This window comes from Sinorhizobium saheli (assembly GCF_001651875.1).
In the GTDB taxonomy this organism is placed as follows: domain Bacteria; phylum Pseudomonadota; class Alphaproteobacteria; order Rhizobiales; family Rhizobiaceae; genus Sinorhizobium; species Sinorhizobium saheli.
Genome location: NZ_LNQB01000089.1, coordinates 99,842 through 115,043 on the forward strand (window position 1 = coordinate 99,842; position 15,202 = coordinate 115,043).

A 15,202-nucleotide genomic window follows, 5' to 3' on the forward strand; every position below is an offset into this window, starting at 1 on the left:
CGGCGGCACTGGGAGGAGAAGCCGCCATGTGCATCAGCTGTGTGCAGAATGCCTGCTTTTTAACCAAAGACAAATCGCTAAATGTGCAATGCAGCTATGTGCATGCTGCACTGCATCTAAAGACAGAGCCAGACAGTGGCCTTCGTCACGCTGCCCGCTCAATCGAACCAGTCTGATCGCCGCTGTCGGAAGCAAGGGCCTCATCGATTTCCATGAGAGCCCTGCGCTTTTCCGCCAGCTCACCCTCGAACGGGAATTCGCCGCCAAGGCCCTCTGACTTGCCGCCGTCGCGTGACCGGTAGGAGGCGAGCCGCCGCTCGGCATCGCCAAGCCGCTGACGATAGCGCTCGCGCTCTTCGTCGAACCCGGCGAGTGCGTGTTCGAGGCGGGAGACGGCGCCAAGCGGCGTCACGGTCACCGCCAGATCGATCTCCTGGAAACCGCTGGTGCGGCGGAGCATCGTCGTGTAGCGGTAGCCGTCCTTGCCGAAGTGCTGGCCCTCATAGGCGAGAGCAAAGCCGCCGATCGAGGCGATGACGGTCTCGGCTTCGTGCTGTAGCTGGACCAGGGTGAGGATTTCTTTCATCAGCGCCCGGCCGGCCTGCTTGCGATCGTCGAAAACCTGAGCACCGACGGTCATCTTGAAGGTGTCGCCTGATGTCGGCATCCGCCGCTTGAGGTCCTCGCCGATTTCGCCGATGCGGCGGGTTGCGTGCTCAATGTCGCGCTCGGCATCGCGGATCTGACGGCGCACCGCGTGCTGATCGTCGATATGGGCGGCGCGGAGCCGCTCAAGTCGGGCAATGTCCGCTTCAAGCCCCGCCTTCTGCATCAGCCGCTGGTCGCCCGACGCGATCGCTTTGGCCATGGCGAACTGGTTTGCCTGGCCTTCGCCCAAATCTTCCAGACGCCGGATCGAAGTGTCGCCGGACAGCGCTGCCGCAATGAAGCGGGCCTTGCGCTCGTTGTTCTGCCACATCGTCGCGTCGAGCGACCCCTCGGTGGCATAGGCGAAGATGTCGACCTCATCGTGCTGATTGCCCTGCCTGATAATGCGGCCCTCGCGCTGTTCGATCTGCGACGGCAGCCAGGGCACGTCGAGGTGATGCAGCGCCTTCAGCCTCAGTTGCGCATTGACGCCGGTGCCCATCGTCTCGGAACTACCAATCAAGAAGCGGATCTTGCCGGCCCTGACATCGCCGAACAGCCGCTGCTTCGCCTCGCTCTTCTTGTAGTCCTGCATGAAGGCGATTTCCGATGCGGGCACGCCCAGGCGAACGAGCTCGTCCCTGATCCAGCGATAGGCGGAAAACCCGCGGCTCTTCTCGACCGAGATGGTGCCGAGATCGGAAAAGATCATCTGGGCTGCGCCTGGCAGGTCATAAACTTTGCCGTCTGCGCGCACATAGCTGTTTTTTGCCGTCTCGCTCCAGATACGGAAGGCGTTTGCCACCAGACTATTGAGCTTGTTGTCCGGCTCATTGTCGTTGTCAGAATTGACCAGGCGCAGATCGATCGCCGCATGCCGGCCGTCGGTGATGACCGAAAGCAGGATGTCGTCGCCCGGCTCCGGCGGCCGGTCGCGCGCCTCGATCGCCTTGATACGGGCATCGAGTAGGCTCTGATAGCGCCTGAACGCCTCGGTCGGCTTCGACGTGATGATCTGCCGTTTGCCGGTCGAAACATCAGGCACCTTCACATGTTGGCGCAGGTCCTCGGGCATGACGACATCGGCAAACGAGCGGAACATCGCGATCAGTTCGGGGACGTTGACGAAACTGGCAAAGCGGCTGACCGGCTTGTATTTGCCGGAGGGCTGCAGCTCGAGCTCGGTGGTCGTGTCTCCGAAGGTCGACGCCCAGGCGTCGAATTCGTGCAGGCCCCGTTCCATCAGGGCTGAATGATCCATCAGCCGCTGCACGGTGAACATTTCGCCGAGCGTGTTTGTGATCGGCGTGCCCGATGCCAGCACAAGTGCCCGGCCTGGGTTCTTCGTCTCGATGAAGCGGGACTTCACATAGAGATCCCAGGCACGCTGCGAGCCATTGGGATCGACACCCTTCAAGGTCGACATGTTGGTGGCAAACGACAGTTTACGGAACTCCTGCGCCTCGTCGACGATGATCTGGTCGATGCCGATCTCGGCAATGGTCAAGAGATCGTCCTTGCGGGTGGAGAGCGCCTCGAGCCGCTCCTTGAGCCCCTCCTTCAGCCGCTCGAGGCGCTTGCGCGACACCCGGTCGTCGCTTTCGACCTTGGTGAGCAGCGTTTCGTAGAGTTCCAGCTCGTCATGGATCATCTGTTGCTCGAAGGTCGAGGGTATGCCGATGAAGCGGAAGGCCGAATGGGTGATGATGATCGCGTCCCAGCTGGCGGTCGCCGCGCGCGCCAGGAAGCGGTGGCGCTTGTCTTTGGTGAAGTTGGTTTCGTCGGCGACGAGGATGCGGGCGTTCGGATAGAGCGCGAGGAATTCGCGCGCGGCCTGCGCCAGGCAATGACCGGGGACGACCAGCATCGCCTTGGCGATCAGGCCGAGCCGGCGTTGCTCCATGATGGCGGCTGCCATCGTCATCGTCTTGCCGGCGCCGACGGCATGCGCGAGATAGGTCGAGCCCGACGCGATGATCCGCCAGATGCCGCGCTTCTGATGCGGATAGAGCGAGAAGGCCGCCGAGGCGCCGGGAAGTTTCAGGTGGGTGCCGTCGAAGGCTCGTGGGGCGATGTTGTTGAAGCGGTCATTATAGACCCGCGCCAGCCGGTCGGTGCGGTCGGGATCGGACCAGATCCAGGTCTGGAAGGCGGTCTTGATCTTCGAGAGCTTCTCCTTCGCCGCCTCGGTGTCGATGACGTTGAGGATACGGCGCTCGCTGCCGTCGGCGTCTCGGATCGCGTCGAAGATTTGCGGAATGCGGGAGTTCAGCGCATCGGCGATGAGCTCGCCGGCATGACGACGATCCGTGCCCCACTCCGACGTTCCGGCGGCGAGGTAGCCGAGCTGCCGGGCCTTGACCGTCCAGGACGCCAGCTCCGGCATGTGATGAATGCGGATTTCGGCGCCCATGGTCTCGGACACGAAGGCAACAATGTCGTCAGCGGGGATCCAGGGCGCCCCGAGTCGGGCGGTGATGTCGGAGGGACGGAGGTCGGCGGGCTGCACGGCAGTAAGCGCCGCGACATTGCGCTCGTAGGCTGGATCGAGTGCTGCGGCTGCCTCAGCGATCTTCAGCTTGTCGCGCACATGGCCGGAGAGATAGGCGTCGGCCGTCTGCCAGGCGCCGGTTTCCGGATCGCGGAGGATGGCGCTGCCGAGCTCGGCGACGACATCGTCCGGGTCACGATGCAGCAGTTCGGCGATATGGTCGAGATCGACATGGCCGCGTTCGTTCAGGACGACGGCGAGCGCATCGGTAGCGCTTGCGATGACGGGTGCTGCCGGCGGTGAGATCACCCGCTCTGAAAAGATCGGGCCGGGCTTTGCGGTATCGGTTTCGAGATCGTAGTCCTCGATCGAGGCGACCAGCCAGCAATCGGGATCGTCGAGGAAGGGCTGCAGGTTCGGGCGGCGATGGGTTTCGCGCGTCTCGCCGGTTTCGGGATCTTCCAAGATCGACACAAGGGTGTGATTGATCGGGCCAAACTCGCGGACGAAACTGGACCACGCGATGCGAAGCCTGACCTGGCTCTCCTTCCATGGGCGATCGAGCTGCTGTGCCTTCAGCACCTCACGAACGGCGTCGCGGATCGGAATCAGCTTGGCGATGATGCGTGCATGCTTTTCCGGGATGCCGTCGCTGCTGCGACCCTTACGCACCGTCACGGCAACGGCTTCGCCATCGATGATCTGCCTGAGGCCACGAGTTTTGTCGAGCACGAAGCTCCCCTCGCGAACATGGCGGCCGGAGGACAGGTCGACGACCTCATGGTCGTTGTCCACATCATCAAAATCGATGATCGTGGGCTCGCCGTCATAAATCGCCTCCGGAAGAAGCGTGATGGCCGCGGACAGTGCAGAGGCGAGATCCTCGCCGTCGCGCGGCAGGCACGTATAGGTCTCGCCGAAGGGTCCCGAGGTCAGCGCATGTGTCCCGAGCACGAAGTCCGGGTGACACGCGAACCAGCGGTTCACGCGGATCGCGCCCTCGTCGCGGCTGGCGGGGCACACCTCGTCGATGTCGAGCCAGGAAAGATCACCCTCCGGCTCTCCGGTCTTCCGCTTCCGGAAGAACAGGATGTCGACGACAACATCCGTGCCAGCGTCGGCGCGAAAACTGCCCTGTGGCAGCCGGACGGCTGCGATCAGGTCGGCCGACTTAGCGATATGTTCCCGCGCTGTGATATCGGCCTTGTCCATCGTGCCGGAGCTGGTGACGAAGGCCGCGAGCGCGCCAGGCTTCAGCCGATCGATCGAGCGGGCGATGAAGTAATCATGCAGCCGCAAGGCCAGCGACCGATAGGCCCGGTCGGAGCGCACCGTGCGATCGGAGAAGGGCGGATTGCCGACGGCAAGATCGTAGATCGGCGCCAGATCGGTGCGCGCGAAATCCCCCTCGATGATGCGGGCTTTCGGCTGCAACAGCCGCACGATCCGCACGGTCACCGGATCGAGCTCGACGCCGGTGACATGGCTGTTGTCACGGTACGCCTCCGGCATCAGCGCAGGAAACAGCCCCGTCCCGACGCCCGGCTCCAGAACACGGCCACCGCGCCAGCCGAGCCGGATGAGCCCTGTCCAGATCGCCCGGATGATGAATTCCGGCGTGAAATGGGCATATTGGGTGCAGCGGGCCAGGCTGGCATAGTCACTCCCGCACACCGCACTCTCGAGCGACGCGCCGAGATCGTCCCACCCCGCCCGGAAAACCACCTCGCCTGGCCGGCGGAACATGCCGTTCGCCAGTTCGGACGCGCCGAAGCCGGTGAAGCGGACAAGTTTCGCTTGCTCTCCTCTCGTGGCGGGCCGGTCCTGCTTTTCGATCTCATTGGCGATCAGGATCGCGGCGACATTCATCCTCGCCCGCTCCTTCCAGCTGGCGGCCAGACCGCGGTCCCCGTCATCGAGATAGAAATTGGCGCGCTCGCCCTGTTTGCGGACGGCAGGCGTTCGAGGTTTGGCGAGCACCCGTGCAGGCGCCGGCGGGGTCGGATCGGGATCGTCGTCATTGGCAGTTTCGCGGGCGGCCTCGGCTGTGAAACCGCCGAATGCCGTGACACCGAGACTTGAAGCCGATGACAGCGCGCTGCTGCCGAACATATCGAGGGTGAAGGGATCGTCATGCGCCATTGCGAATTTCTCCTGTGCGAGCGCGCGACGTTCCAGCCGCCGGAGGGAGCTGCGGGCGGTTCGGTCGCGCGTGTTGGTGAAGGGGGATGCCCAAGCGACGCTGTCAGCGGCGGATCAGGCAAAGCGACAGGGACGTGTCGTTGATCGTGATCTGCAGATGCGTCGCGTCTGGCGCGGCCGCGATGAGCTGTTCGAGTTCGACGGCATCGATGAATTCGACCCCGTCATCGCCCCCGAAATATCGCCGCTTGTAGTGCCAGTAGTGCGGATTGGTCTTCGGATCGCACTCCTCGGCATGGACGACGAGCGGACGTTGTCCCTCGGCGAGCTTTCCGTTGGACATCACGTACACGCCTTCGTCACCGACCAGCCACAAGCCGGCTCTGGCGTGGGCATCGGGCGATATCCCGTGATAGGGAACCCGAAATCCGCCATTCTTGGCCGCATCGGCGCGGCCCCGCGCGAGCACGGCCCGGACCTCGGTGATGGAGAAGGTGAACATGCCGCCCTCCCTCACGCCGCTTGTCGCTCGGGCAGATAGCGCAGTTGCACCGGCAGCTTCGCCGCGATCTCCGCATCGGTCAGATCCTCAAGCAGCTTCAGCGTTGTGCCGCCCGGTCTGGTGTAGAACATGACCGTGCGCTTGCCGCGATCGGGCATGGCCCAACGTTCACCGGCATAGCCGCGGTAATCGTCATGGGTGGTCGACCAAATGTGTTCCAGCCGTTCCTCGCGCGTCATCGCCCGAACCGGCCGGGATTCCCGCTCTATGATCGCATCGCGCATCCGCTCGGGCGAACCCTTGTCGGCCAGGTCGCAATAGCCGTGGAAATGCCGGATGCATCCATCGATCTTCAGGGTGAAGAAGATGCTGGTGATCGAGGCGGTGAGAAACTCGCGCATGGCGAACATCTCGCCGCGCATGAAGAGCGGCGGCAGGATCTCGAACATGTAATCGTGGGATGACTGGTCCGTCTCGAACCATTCGCCGCGATAGAGCGCGCTGTCGTCGCCCTCCCATCGGTTCGGGCGCTGCGCGTAGCGATCGAACATGCGGAACATCTGCCTGCGCGCGGCGATGCCCTGATAGACTTTACGGATCGGAGAAAAGGTCACGAGCGGGCTCCTTCTGGCCTCGTCGGACCGAAGCGCGGCTCATCCCTCGTGGACAGCCATCTTCTCTTCAGCCCTTCCTGACCCCTCCCCTGGAGCCGCCTCTCCGTCCGGGCGGGTCAAGGGCCGGCAAAGCCGGGCGGAGCTTTACCCTTGACGCGGCCGGCGGGCATGCGGCAGGTCAAACTTGCCTCCCTCTTCTCCTTCTCTTCTCTCACCTTCTCCTTTAGAGCGTCGTTCCAGTCTTCGGCCGGCGGCATGAGACGGAGCCAGTCGCAACCGGCCGCGTCGGCGATATCGCGCAGACGACCGGCGAAGGTTTCCCCTTGATCATTGGCATCAGTGGCGGCGACAAGCTGTGCGCCCGAACGCCCGGCGAGTGTGCGAACCGCTGCGTCGGTCGCCGGAGACCAGCCGCCGCCGGTGCTGAGATAGAGGCTCCCTTCCCTTGAGCCCTCGACGGCCGCGAGGCTCATGGCGTCGATCGCCGCCTCGGTGACGCACAATCGCAAGGCATCTGGCGGCCCGAACCGGAACAGCACCTTCGAGCCGCCCGTCGAAAAGCCGCGCCAGTCGGGGCCGCGTTCCTCCCAACCGGTAATGGCACGATGGTCATCGACATGGGCCGCCCACATGCTGCCGCGCGGTCCTTCGCGCAGCAGGTCCTGTTGGATCGCTGCCCGGATGACGGCGTCGGCAACAGAACGCTTGTCGTGCAGGTAACGCCAGGTCGCCGATCCCGGCCACGGCTTGCGCCGGGCGCGCCAGCGATCGGAGATGGAGACTGCCGGTTCGGTCTCCCGCGTCGGGCGCGTCCAGACCGGCGATTTCGCGATCGAGCCCACCAGTGATGCGACGTGGCCCAGTGCCTCGACGAAGGACAACCCTTCGACGTGCTGGACGAGGCTGAATACATCGCCCTTGGCGTCAGACAGCGGGTCGAACCATCCCCTCCCCTCATGGATGACGATGACGATCTCTGCGTCGCGTCGATATTTGATCGCCCGGCGCGTGCTCTCCTTGAGATCGATCGCAAAGCCGGCCTGCTCCAGGACAGCGGCGCACAGGACGCGCTCCCGTAGGCCTTCCAGTTGTTGTCTTTCCATTTCCCTTCCGGCGCTCTCGCGTCCGCCTTTCTCCGGGTTTCCTTGTCCCGCATGAGCGGGGCCGCTTCGCCAAGCCGCGAAGAGCAAAGGGGGCAAGGGCGCGGCCGGCAAGGTGCAGATCTGCACCGGCCGCGGCGAAGCTTCCCTTGCCGCCTGCCGCTCGCAAGCGGCACCAAAGGAAGGGAATGCCGGCTCAACGAGCCGGCCCGTACTCGAAGGGGTCGTACTCGACGATCGCTTCGACCTCGCCGTCGTCAAGATCGGCGCTCGGTAAGACTCCCAGATGATCGCCGGACCTGAAGAGCGTGACGGGAACCATCAGGGTCCGGGCGAGCGCGAAAGCGTGGGACTGAGCGAGTGCGAGATCCTGTGCCATGTGAGAAGCCTCCATCCGGAGCGGGCCGATCCCGCTCGATGGCTCCGCGAAGGACAAGGGGCGGTCGCGATCACCGCGAAGGCATCAGCCGCAAGCGGCGGCAGCGGGCTAGCCGACCCCGACAGCGGGTTGATCGCCGGAGATCCGGGCCTGGTCCAGGACGCCATCCATCAAGAGCGGGATTGGGTTGCTTCCGGTTGCCGGTGGTTTGCCGTTACAGGACTTGCGCCGGAACCATAGCTGCTGGCGCGCCCTGCGTGGCGCAGCTTTGATTGCTGAGGCGAATTGCTCCGCGACTTCGAACCTGCGGAAATCTGCGTGCCTAGCGACTGAATGATACCGTCTTTGATCACGATGCCAAAAAGCCACTTCGAAGACCCCGTCGCGTCAGGTTTGCATCCGTTCGATGTGTTCCGGTGAACGGAAAAACGAAATCAAACGCGTCAGGAAAATCGATATCGACTACCGGGCAACGATTTGTGAGGCTCGTCGTCCGCACGTAAACCCCGCTACGGAGGGGTGGATTGCGCCTTAATGTTCCCTTTTTGTTCTCATATGCATTGTGGAGAATAAAGACACCGCGGACGATTCAGCTTGACGCATCCTTATCGAGGTAGGTGAATAAACACCGGAATGGACGAGTACCAATGAAACAAGCAACTCTCTGGAACGTCAGAAACGAGATGGGGCCTCTGGCAGATCCCATCGACGCAGCGCTTGAGCTGGGAGCATATGAAGCTCTTTGGACCGAACAGAACGCAAGCTTCAAGTCTCTTGCCGAAAAGTTTGCTGCAGCACCGGATGCTCGCCCTTCGGATTTTATTCCCTCGGACGAAGCTCGCAGGGTCGCGAGCCGGGTGATTGAAAAGCTGCGCGGTCCCGATGGCGCGCGGTTTGACGTCCGAGTGAGAGGGGAACTGGAATATCCCGAACGGCTGCGACATGCAACGCATCCCGTAGAACTCCTTTATTTTCAAGGCCGCTGGGAGCTGATCGCAACTCGTTCGGTTGCCGTGGTGGGAACGAGAAAACCCAGTGCGCAAGGCTTGAGCAGGGCACGCTCTTTAGTAAAGCATCTGGTGCAGGATGGCTTTACGATTGTGTCTGGTCTTGCCGAGGGCGTTGATACTGAAGCACATCAAACAGCAATTGCGGCCGGTGGAGAAACGATTGCGGTGATCGGTACGCCGCTCAATCACGTATATCCAAAATCCAACGCCAGCCTCCAGGACCACATAGCGCGAGACTATTTGTTAATAAGTCAGGTGCCCCTCGAACGGTACGAAGCTCAGAATTTTCGGGTGAACCGCTTCTTCTTCCCGGAACGAAACAAGACGATGTCGGCTCTTTCAGAGGCTACGATCATAGTCGAGGCAGGTGAAACGTCAGGTACATTGGTCCAGGCCCGGGAGGCGCTGAAACAGAAGCGAAAGTTGTTTATCCTGAACAGCTGCTTTGAGAAGGCCGAGCTGACCTGGCCACGGCGGTTCGAGGCGCAGGGCGCCATCAGAGTACGAGAGTATGACGACATCCGACGCGAGCTGGTCCGCCCGTCTTAGGATGGTCGGCGACCTCGAACGCCCCGACCACTTTTACCTCGATGATACAGACAGATGCGCCTACTTCGGCGACTATACCGCTCGAGCGGGTTTTGCTCACAGCTACACGAACCAGATCATCAGCAATCTCAAGAAAAGCCCGCTGGTCCGTCACACGGCGCAATGGCCACACAAGGAGAAGGCGATTGTGACGATCGGAGCTGCAGTCGCGAACAATGTGGCCACCAACGGTTGGCAAAACACCGCCTTTGTTCCCATGCCATCGTCCAAGCGACCTGACTCGCCGGAATATGACGACCGCATGGTGCAGGTTGCTCGCGCAATGGGGCACAATGCTGATGTCCGCGAGCTTCTCTATACAGCAGTCGAGCGAAATGCCATGCATACAAGTGCTGAGCGACGAGATCCCGATGCGTTGCGAGCATCCTTGGCAGTTAACCACCAGCTCACCGGCAACCCGCGGCCGCACGTGGTCTTGCTCGATGACGTGCTGACAACGGGCTGCAGTTTCAAGGTGTGCAAGGAGATGATTGCTGAAATCTGGCCGGGAACCCAAGTCACAGGCGTGTTTGTCGCCAGGCGAGTGATTCCAAACCCCTTTGCTGCGCTTGACCTGGACTAAACCGTGCTCGTCCTGATCAGGGCCAAACTCTGGCGGAATATCTTATCTCTCGAAAGCGTCTGCCACTCCGAAATTCATAGCGCTGTAGCTCTCGCTTGGAAGGTACTCCGCGCCGCCGCTGGCGACGATTCCTCTCTATCCGCGAGTCACCTTCAGCGGGATGGGTAGAGCGGTATTCGCGTGGTCGAGAATGTCGAACGCGTATCTCCCGTCCGGGCCGACGCTGACTGAATAGCTCAGCCGGTCGACGACATGATTGTTCTCGTCGAAGGTGAGCACCTTCGGCTTCAGCGACGTGAGCTGGCTTTCGTCGAGATAGACCGAGTTGCAGATAATGATCTGGTCACCGGGCTGACAGGTGCGCGCCGCCGCGCCGTTGAGTATGCAGCACCTTGAGCCGCGCTCGCCGAGAATGACGTAAGTTGAGATCCGCGCGCCCGAATTCTTGTTCCAGATCTCGACAAACTCCATCGGCAGGATGCCGGCTTGTTCGCAATGGTCCGGATCCAGCGTGATCGACCCGTGATAGTTGAGGTTCGCCTCCGTCACGTGGATGCCATGCAGTTTGCCTGCGACCAGCTTTCTCATGTCCCTCACCCCTCACTTTCCATTATCAGAACAAAGCCCGTCCGTCCGAAACACCGTCGATCTGACGAAGCGCAGGCGCGCTGCGACTTGATCGCTCTGCAACCCGGGCGCCGATGGCGGCTTTACATGCCGCCCGCCCGGACCGCATCAAATCGTTCAAGCATCGTCTTGAGCCGCATGTTCTGAGCGTGAAGCTCTATCGCCAGCAGCCGCTTGAGCCGCTTGTTTTCCGCCTCGAGGACAGCAAGCTCGTCAGGCAACTGATCCTTGACAGTGTTGGTTTGCGGATTTTGATCTTCGCGCGAGCCCTTCGAAACGTCTGAGATCCGATGCGCCCCGGTGCGCTTGGTCCGCTTGCGACGAGCGTTCATCGGTGTCAGTGGGAGCTGCGACACGTCCTGGCTCTGCTGCACCTGTTCGACAGCTTCGGCTGCCGGACCGTCCCCATCCTCGCCCGACTCTGCGAGCTGTGCACCATTGAGGGGTGGGATCAATTCTTGTTTGTCACCCGCATCGCCGGCGGGACCGCCCGAAGCGTTCACGACCACTGGATGGACCGGAGTGGTGCCACCCGTGTCGGGCTTTTCCGCGGGTGCATCTGCACTGAACAGATGCGGCGCCTTCTCTTCCACTTCCCGGGCCAGGGCCTTGAAGTCCGAGTCGCCCCAGATCGAATTCGCCCCCGCCTTTGCCTGCCGTCGCCCCTTGAATTCAACAACGAATGTTCGTTCTGGCCTTCTCATACACTCTCGATTCCAGGTACCCGCCATAAGTAGACACCGATCGGCGCCGCTCTCATTCCCGACAGGCACCAATACAGCGCCTCGTCGTACGCTTCAACTCCCCGGGGGTACGAGCGCAGCTGTGGTGTTTCACGCCCCCATGTCGCTGCCTGCCGCTATCCTTGAACGCCGACGAGCTGAAATAGGGCCGCTCGACAACGGAAGCCGGTTGATTAGGATGCCGTCAACCCAAGGCGATCGCCTTGGTATTTGCGAGTCGTGAAACAACCGAAAATGAATGATGGCAACCGCAACGCCCCGCAACAAAGTGCATCCTATTACGTACAGCTGTTCGATTCTCACCCGCAACCGATGTGGGTGTACGATATTGAGACCCTTCGTTTCCTGATGGCAAACAACGCTGCTGTTGCCCGCTACGGGTACTCTCAGCAGAAATTCCTCGAGATGACGATGAGGGACATTCTTCCTCCCGAGGATGTGCCCGCCTTTTTGGAAAATGTAGCCCACGGCCGCGATGGTCTGGAGCAACCGCGCGTGTGGCGGCATCGTCTCAACGACGGTCGGATCATCTTCGCAGAGACATCGTCCCATGCCTTCGACTTGGAGGGGCGATGCGCAAGGCTGGTTATGGCGCTGGATGTCACCGAGCGCCTTGCTGCTGAACAGAAGATTCGTGAAAGCGAGGAATTATTCCGGGCCGTTTCCAATGTAACGGCGGATGTAATATGGGATTGGAACGTTGTTACGGATAAAGTCTGGTGGAGCGAAGGTCTCAAAGACACATTCCGCCATTCACCTGAAGAGAGCCGCCGGAACCTGGAGTTTTGGAAGGCGCATATTCACCCCGATGATCTGGAGCGTGTGTTGCGTTCGACCGTAGCGGCGATTGAGTCCCGGGAACAGAGGTGGGAAGATCAATACAGGTTCTTTCGTGGTGATGGCTCGGTCGCTTACGTCGAGGACTCCGGATATGTCATTTACGACCGCCAAGGGAGGCCAGTTCGATTCGTCGGTGGCATGACCGACGTTTCAGCCCGCAAGGAAGCTGAAGGTAGGCTTGCCCAGCAGGCGGCTCTTCTCGATATGGCTCGAGATGCGATTATCGTCCATGACGTCGAGCACAGGATTCTGTTCTGGAACAAGGGCGCAGAGCGAATCTACGGGTGGACGGCGGAGGAAGCCGTCGGTCAATCGCTTGGCGCGCTGCTTTATGGCGGTGTCTCAAATCCCCTCGCCTACGTCGCTTCTGTCGTAGCAGGTGGTGAATGGAGTGGCGAGATCGTGCAATGGCGCAAGGATGGCAGCCGCATTACCGTAGAGGCCCGCTGTTCGCTGATGCACGACGGCGCGGGGAGTCCGCAAGCCATTCTTTCGATCAATTCGGATATAACGAAACGCCTAGCGATCGAGGAGCAACTGCGGCAAGCGCAAAAGCTTGAGGCAGTCGGGCAGCTTACGGGCGGCGTTGCGCATGACTTCAATAATCTTCTAACGGTCATCTTGGGCAACGCCGAGGTTCTCACTGAACGGCTGAGCGAGGACAAGAACCTTCGTCGCTTTGCCGAAATGATCTCTGCGGCCGCTCAGCGCGGCGCTGATCTCGTTGATCGGCTGCTCGCCTTTGCCCGCCGGCGGGCGCTTGAGCCGCGAGCGGTGGATCTCAATTCGCTGTTGAAGGAAATGGATGGACTGCTGCGACGAGCCCTTTCCGAGGATGTGGACATCGTATTCAGGTGCCATAGCGGCTTGTGGAATGCGCTTGTCGATCCCTCGGAGCTCGAGACTGCAATCTTGAATCTTTGCCTCAATGCGCGCGATGCGATGCCGCGCGGCGGGCGTCTGACCATTGAAACCGCCAATAGCACGCTCGATCAAAACCATGCGGACTGCAACGCGGACATTGCGCCCGGTCAATATGTATCGGTAGCCATCTCCGACACCGGCACTGGGATCGAGCCGCACATTCTTGCGCGCGTTTTCGAGCCATTCTTTACAACCAAAGAGGCCGGAAAGGGCAGCGGCCTCGGGCTTAGCATGGTCTTTGGTTTTGCCAAGCAGTCGAACGGGCATGTCAAGATCTCCTCGCAACCCGGCCGGGGAACGACAGTCAAGATCTACCTTCCGAGGGTCGTTCAGGGCCAGACGGAGACGAGATCGCGCCGTGAAAAGCCCGCTCTGCCCCTTGGCAGGGAGAAGATCCTTTTGGTGGAGGACAATGACCTCGTGCTGAGCTATGCCGCCGCGCAGCTCGAAGAGCTTGGTTACCGCGTCATTTCCGCCAGAAACGACTCAGAGGCTTTGAGCCTTCTGCGCGCTATCCCTGATATCGACCTTCTGTTTACTGACGTCATCATGCCGGGTGGACTGAATGGCAGGCAGCTGGCCGAAGAAGCTCGCAAGATTCAAGCTACCATAGCTATTCTGTTGACTTCCGGATGCACAGGAAAGCTGCCGGCCCTTCATCGAAGTGGACTCGATCGTGGGCTCCACTTTCTCAGCAAACCTTATCGACCAAGCGAGTTGGCTGCAAAGCTGCGCGTGATACTCGATGGTAAGACTGAAAAACGATGAACGCGATTTGCACTTCCACTCGCCAGGTCGATGCTCTGAAGGTCATTACGTGGATTTTGGTGTCTTTGACGTACCGGCTATTCCCATTGGCGAGAGCAAACGATATCCGACGCCACGGACCGTCTGAACATACTCCACGCTCTGCGAATCCAACTCCCCGATCTTTCGTCTCAGTCTTGAGATGTAAACATCCAGGGTCTTGTCGCGCGGATCATATTCCCTGAAGCAAGCGTGCTTCGAAAGCTGCGATTTGCTGCACACGCGGCCGTGGTTTCTGTTGAGTTCAGAAACCAACCGCGCTTCGAGATCGGTGAGGGGCACTGTTTTGCCGCCGCACGTCAAGGCTCTGCTGGTTAAATCGCAGTTTACGCTTCCAATCGCCAACGCGTATCGAGGAATCTCGAAACGCATGCTCACCGACTTTGCCACAGCGCGGGTAAGGCGCGCCTGAAGTTCACGCACCGAAAAAGGTTTCATCACATAGTCGTCGGCGCCCGCATCCAAGGCGCTTGCCCGACTTTCTGCGGTTCCTGTCCCCGAAATCAAGATCAGAGGTATCCCCGAGTGCCTCCTTACAGTGCGCAGGATCTCGAGCCCGTTTCCGTCTGGCAAATGGATGTCAACGATCACGCCATCGAAGACGTCGATCTCGCCACTATGTATTGTCCGCAGACACTGGCTGTAGTTCGAAAGCAAGCGAATATTGTCTCCCGGCACTGGCCAGCAGTGGATGATCGTTTTTGCGACCAGATCATCGTCTTCGATTAGCAGGATATCCAAGCCTGACGCCCCCCTCCGCGACCCGACCCAGCTAACCCTTTAAACTTTCGATTTTCCCTCGCGTGGGAAGCAGGCCACTTGGCGTCGGGCGCGGCAGTCTGGGCTAAACGTGACGGAAAACGTATCAGTCGACCTCAAGAACTCTCTTCAGGTCATGAATGGTCGCGAGTGGGAATTGGACACGCGACAGAACGTTGATAAGTCGAGACGGCTGCTCTTTTATAAATTCCACCTCGACCTCGTTCTTTGAACGTTTTGATACCGTTGCTCCAATGAAATACTCGTAGTTTCCAAGGGCGACGTAGAGGTGGTCCGGAACTGCAGAATAGCTCGTTCTTATTCGCGCACCGCCCTCAGATATTTCCACAACCGCGGCCTTGATTAGTCGGCCGTGAACAATAAGCGGACTTAAACGGCGCGGGCTTTTGCGCCGCTATTGAGCCAGGCCAGCAGCAGCCACAAA

At 60.6% G+C, this 15,202-nt stretch carries 11 protein-coding genes; 3 read left to right on the forward strand and 8 right to left on the reverse strand.

Translation table 11 applies throughout. The features are described from left to right. Nucleotides 1-145 precede the first annotated feature (145 nt). The 5 genes from ATB98_RS23030 to ATB98_RS23050 form a co-directional block, all read right to left on the reverse strand. The gene (locus ATB98_RS23030) at nucleotides 146-5,281 is read right to left on the reverse strand and encodes a DEAD/DEAH box helicase family protein (RefSeq protein ID WP_066877858.1); all 5,136 of its coding nucleotides are present in this window, start codon (nucleotides 5,279-5,281) and stop codon (nucleotides 146-148) included. Nucleotides 5,282-5,384: 103 nt separating this feature from the next. Then, complete coding sequence (locus ATB98_RS23035; RefSeq protein ID WP_066877859.1) at nucleotides 5,385-5,783, reverse strand: DUF3085 domain-containing protein; 399 nt, start codon at nucleotides 5,781-5,783, stop codon at nucleotides 5,385-5,387. Nucleotides 5,784-5,794: 11 nt separating this feature from the next. Next, nucleotides 5,795-6,397 carry a DUF1419 domain-containing protein gene (locus tag ATB98_RS23040; RefSeq protein ID WP_066877864.1) on the reverse strand — a complete coding sequence of 201 codons (603 nt, stop codon included), beginning with the start codon at nucleotides 6,395-6,397 and terminating at the stop codon, nucleotides 5,795-5,797. A gap of 116 nt (nucleotides 6,398-6,513) precedes the next feature. Then, entirely contained in the window at nucleotides 6,514-7,611 is a 1,098-nt protein-coding gene (locus ATB98_RS23045; RefSeq protein WP_234782001.1) for a DUF3991 and toprim domain-containing protein, read from the reverse strand. A gap of 82 nt (nucleotides 7,612-7,693) precedes the next feature. Next, nucleotides 7,694-7,876, reverse strand: coding sequence for a hypothetical protein (locus ATB98_RS23050; RefSeq protein WP_066877866.1), 183 nt, complete (start codon nucleotides 7,874-7,876; stop codon nucleotides 7,694-7,696). A 647-nt stretch (nucleotides 7,877-8,523) separates the two neighbouring features. Here ATB98_RS23050 and ATB98_RS23055 point away from each other — a divergent pair. Together ATB98_RS23055 and ATB98_RS23060 are read left to right on the forward strand one after the other, a co-directional pair. Then, nucleotides 8,524-9,435: a DNA-processing protein DprA gene (locus ATB98_RS23055; RefSeq protein WP_066877868.1), complete on the forward strand. Its 912-nt coding sequence runs from the start codon at nucleotides 8,524-8,526 to the stop codon at nucleotides 9,433-9,435. Further along, nucleotides 9,398-10,057: a hypothetical protein gene (locus ATB98_RS23060; RefSeq protein WP_066877871.1), complete on the forward strand. Its 660-nt coding sequence runs from the start codon at nucleotides 9,398-9,400 to the stop codon at nucleotides 10,055-10,057. Before ATB98_RS23055 ends, ATB98_RS23060 begins: the two co-directional genes overlap by 38 nt. 135 nt (nucleotides 10,058-10,192) lie before the next feature. Here the strand turns inward: ATB98_RS23060 and panD are convergent, their stop codons facing one another. Together panD and ATB98_RS23070 are read right to left on the reverse strand one after the other, a co-directional pair. Beyond that, the gene (panD, locus tag ATB98_RS23065; protein WP_066877873.1) at nucleotides 10,193-10,645 is read right to left on the reverse strand and encodes an aspartate 1-decarboxylase; all 453 of its coding nucleotides are present in this window, start codon (nucleotides 10,643-10,645) and stop codon (nucleotides 10,193-10,195) included. Nucleotides 10,646-10,767: 122 nt separating this feature from the next. Next, nucleotides 10,768-11,388, reverse strand: coding sequence for a hypothetical protein (locus tag ATB98_RS23070; protein WP_066877875.1), 621 nt, complete (start codon nucleotides 11,386-11,388; stop codon nucleotides 10,768-10,770). A gap of 273 nt (nucleotides 11,389-11,661) precedes the next feature. Between ATB98_RS23070 and ATB98_RS23075 the strand changes: the two genes are divergently transcribed. Beyond that, a complete protein-coding gene (locus ATB98_RS23075; RefSeq protein ID WP_066877877.1) occupies nucleotides 11,662-13,959 on the forward strand; it encodes a PAS domain-containing hybrid sensor histidine kinase/response regulator in 2,298 nt (765 codons plus the stop codon). A gap of 45 nt (nucleotides 13,960-14,004) precedes the next feature. Here the strand turns inward: ATB98_RS23075 and ATB98_RS23080 are convergent, their stop codons facing one another. Next, entirely contained in the window at nucleotides 14,005-14,739 is a 735-nt protein-coding gene (locus ATB98_RS23080) for a response regulator transcription factor (RefSeq protein ID WP_066877879.1), read from the reverse strand. Between the last annotated feature and the right edge of the window lie 463 nt (nucleotides 14,740-15,202).

Coding starts and splice junctions, on each gene's coding strand:
- ATB98_RS23060 (WP_066877871.1), top strand. CDS start 9,398: ATGACGACATCCGACGCGAGCTGGTCCGCCCGTCTTAGGATGGTCGGC.
- panD (WP_066877873.1), bottom strand. CDS start 10,645: ATGAGAAAGCTGGTCGCAGGCAAACTGCATGGCATCCACGTGACGGAG.
- ATB98_RS23055 (WP_066877868.1), top strand. CDS start 8,524: ATGAAACAAGCAACTCTCTGGAACGTCAGAAACGAGATGGGGCCTCTG.
- ATB98_RS23070 (WP_066877875.1), bottom strand. CDS start 11,388: ATGAGAAGGCCAGAACGAACATTCGTTGTTGAATTCAAGGGGCGACGG.
- ATB98_RS23030 (WP_066877858.1), bottom strand. CDS start 5,281: ATGGCGCATGACGATCCCTTCACCCTCGATATGTTCGGCAGCAGCGCG.
- ATB98_RS23035 (WP_066877859.1), bottom strand. CDS start 5,783: ATGTTCACCTTCTCCATCACCGAGGTCCGGGCCGTGCTCGCGCGGGGC.
- ATB98_RS23075 (WP_066877877.1), top strand. CDS start 11,662: ATGAATGATGGCAACCGCAACGCCCCGCAACAAAGTGCATCCTATTAC.
- ATB98_RS23050 (WP_066877866.1), bottom strand. CDS start 7,876: ATGGCACAGGATCTCGCACTCGCTCAGTCCCACGCTTTCGCGCTCGCC.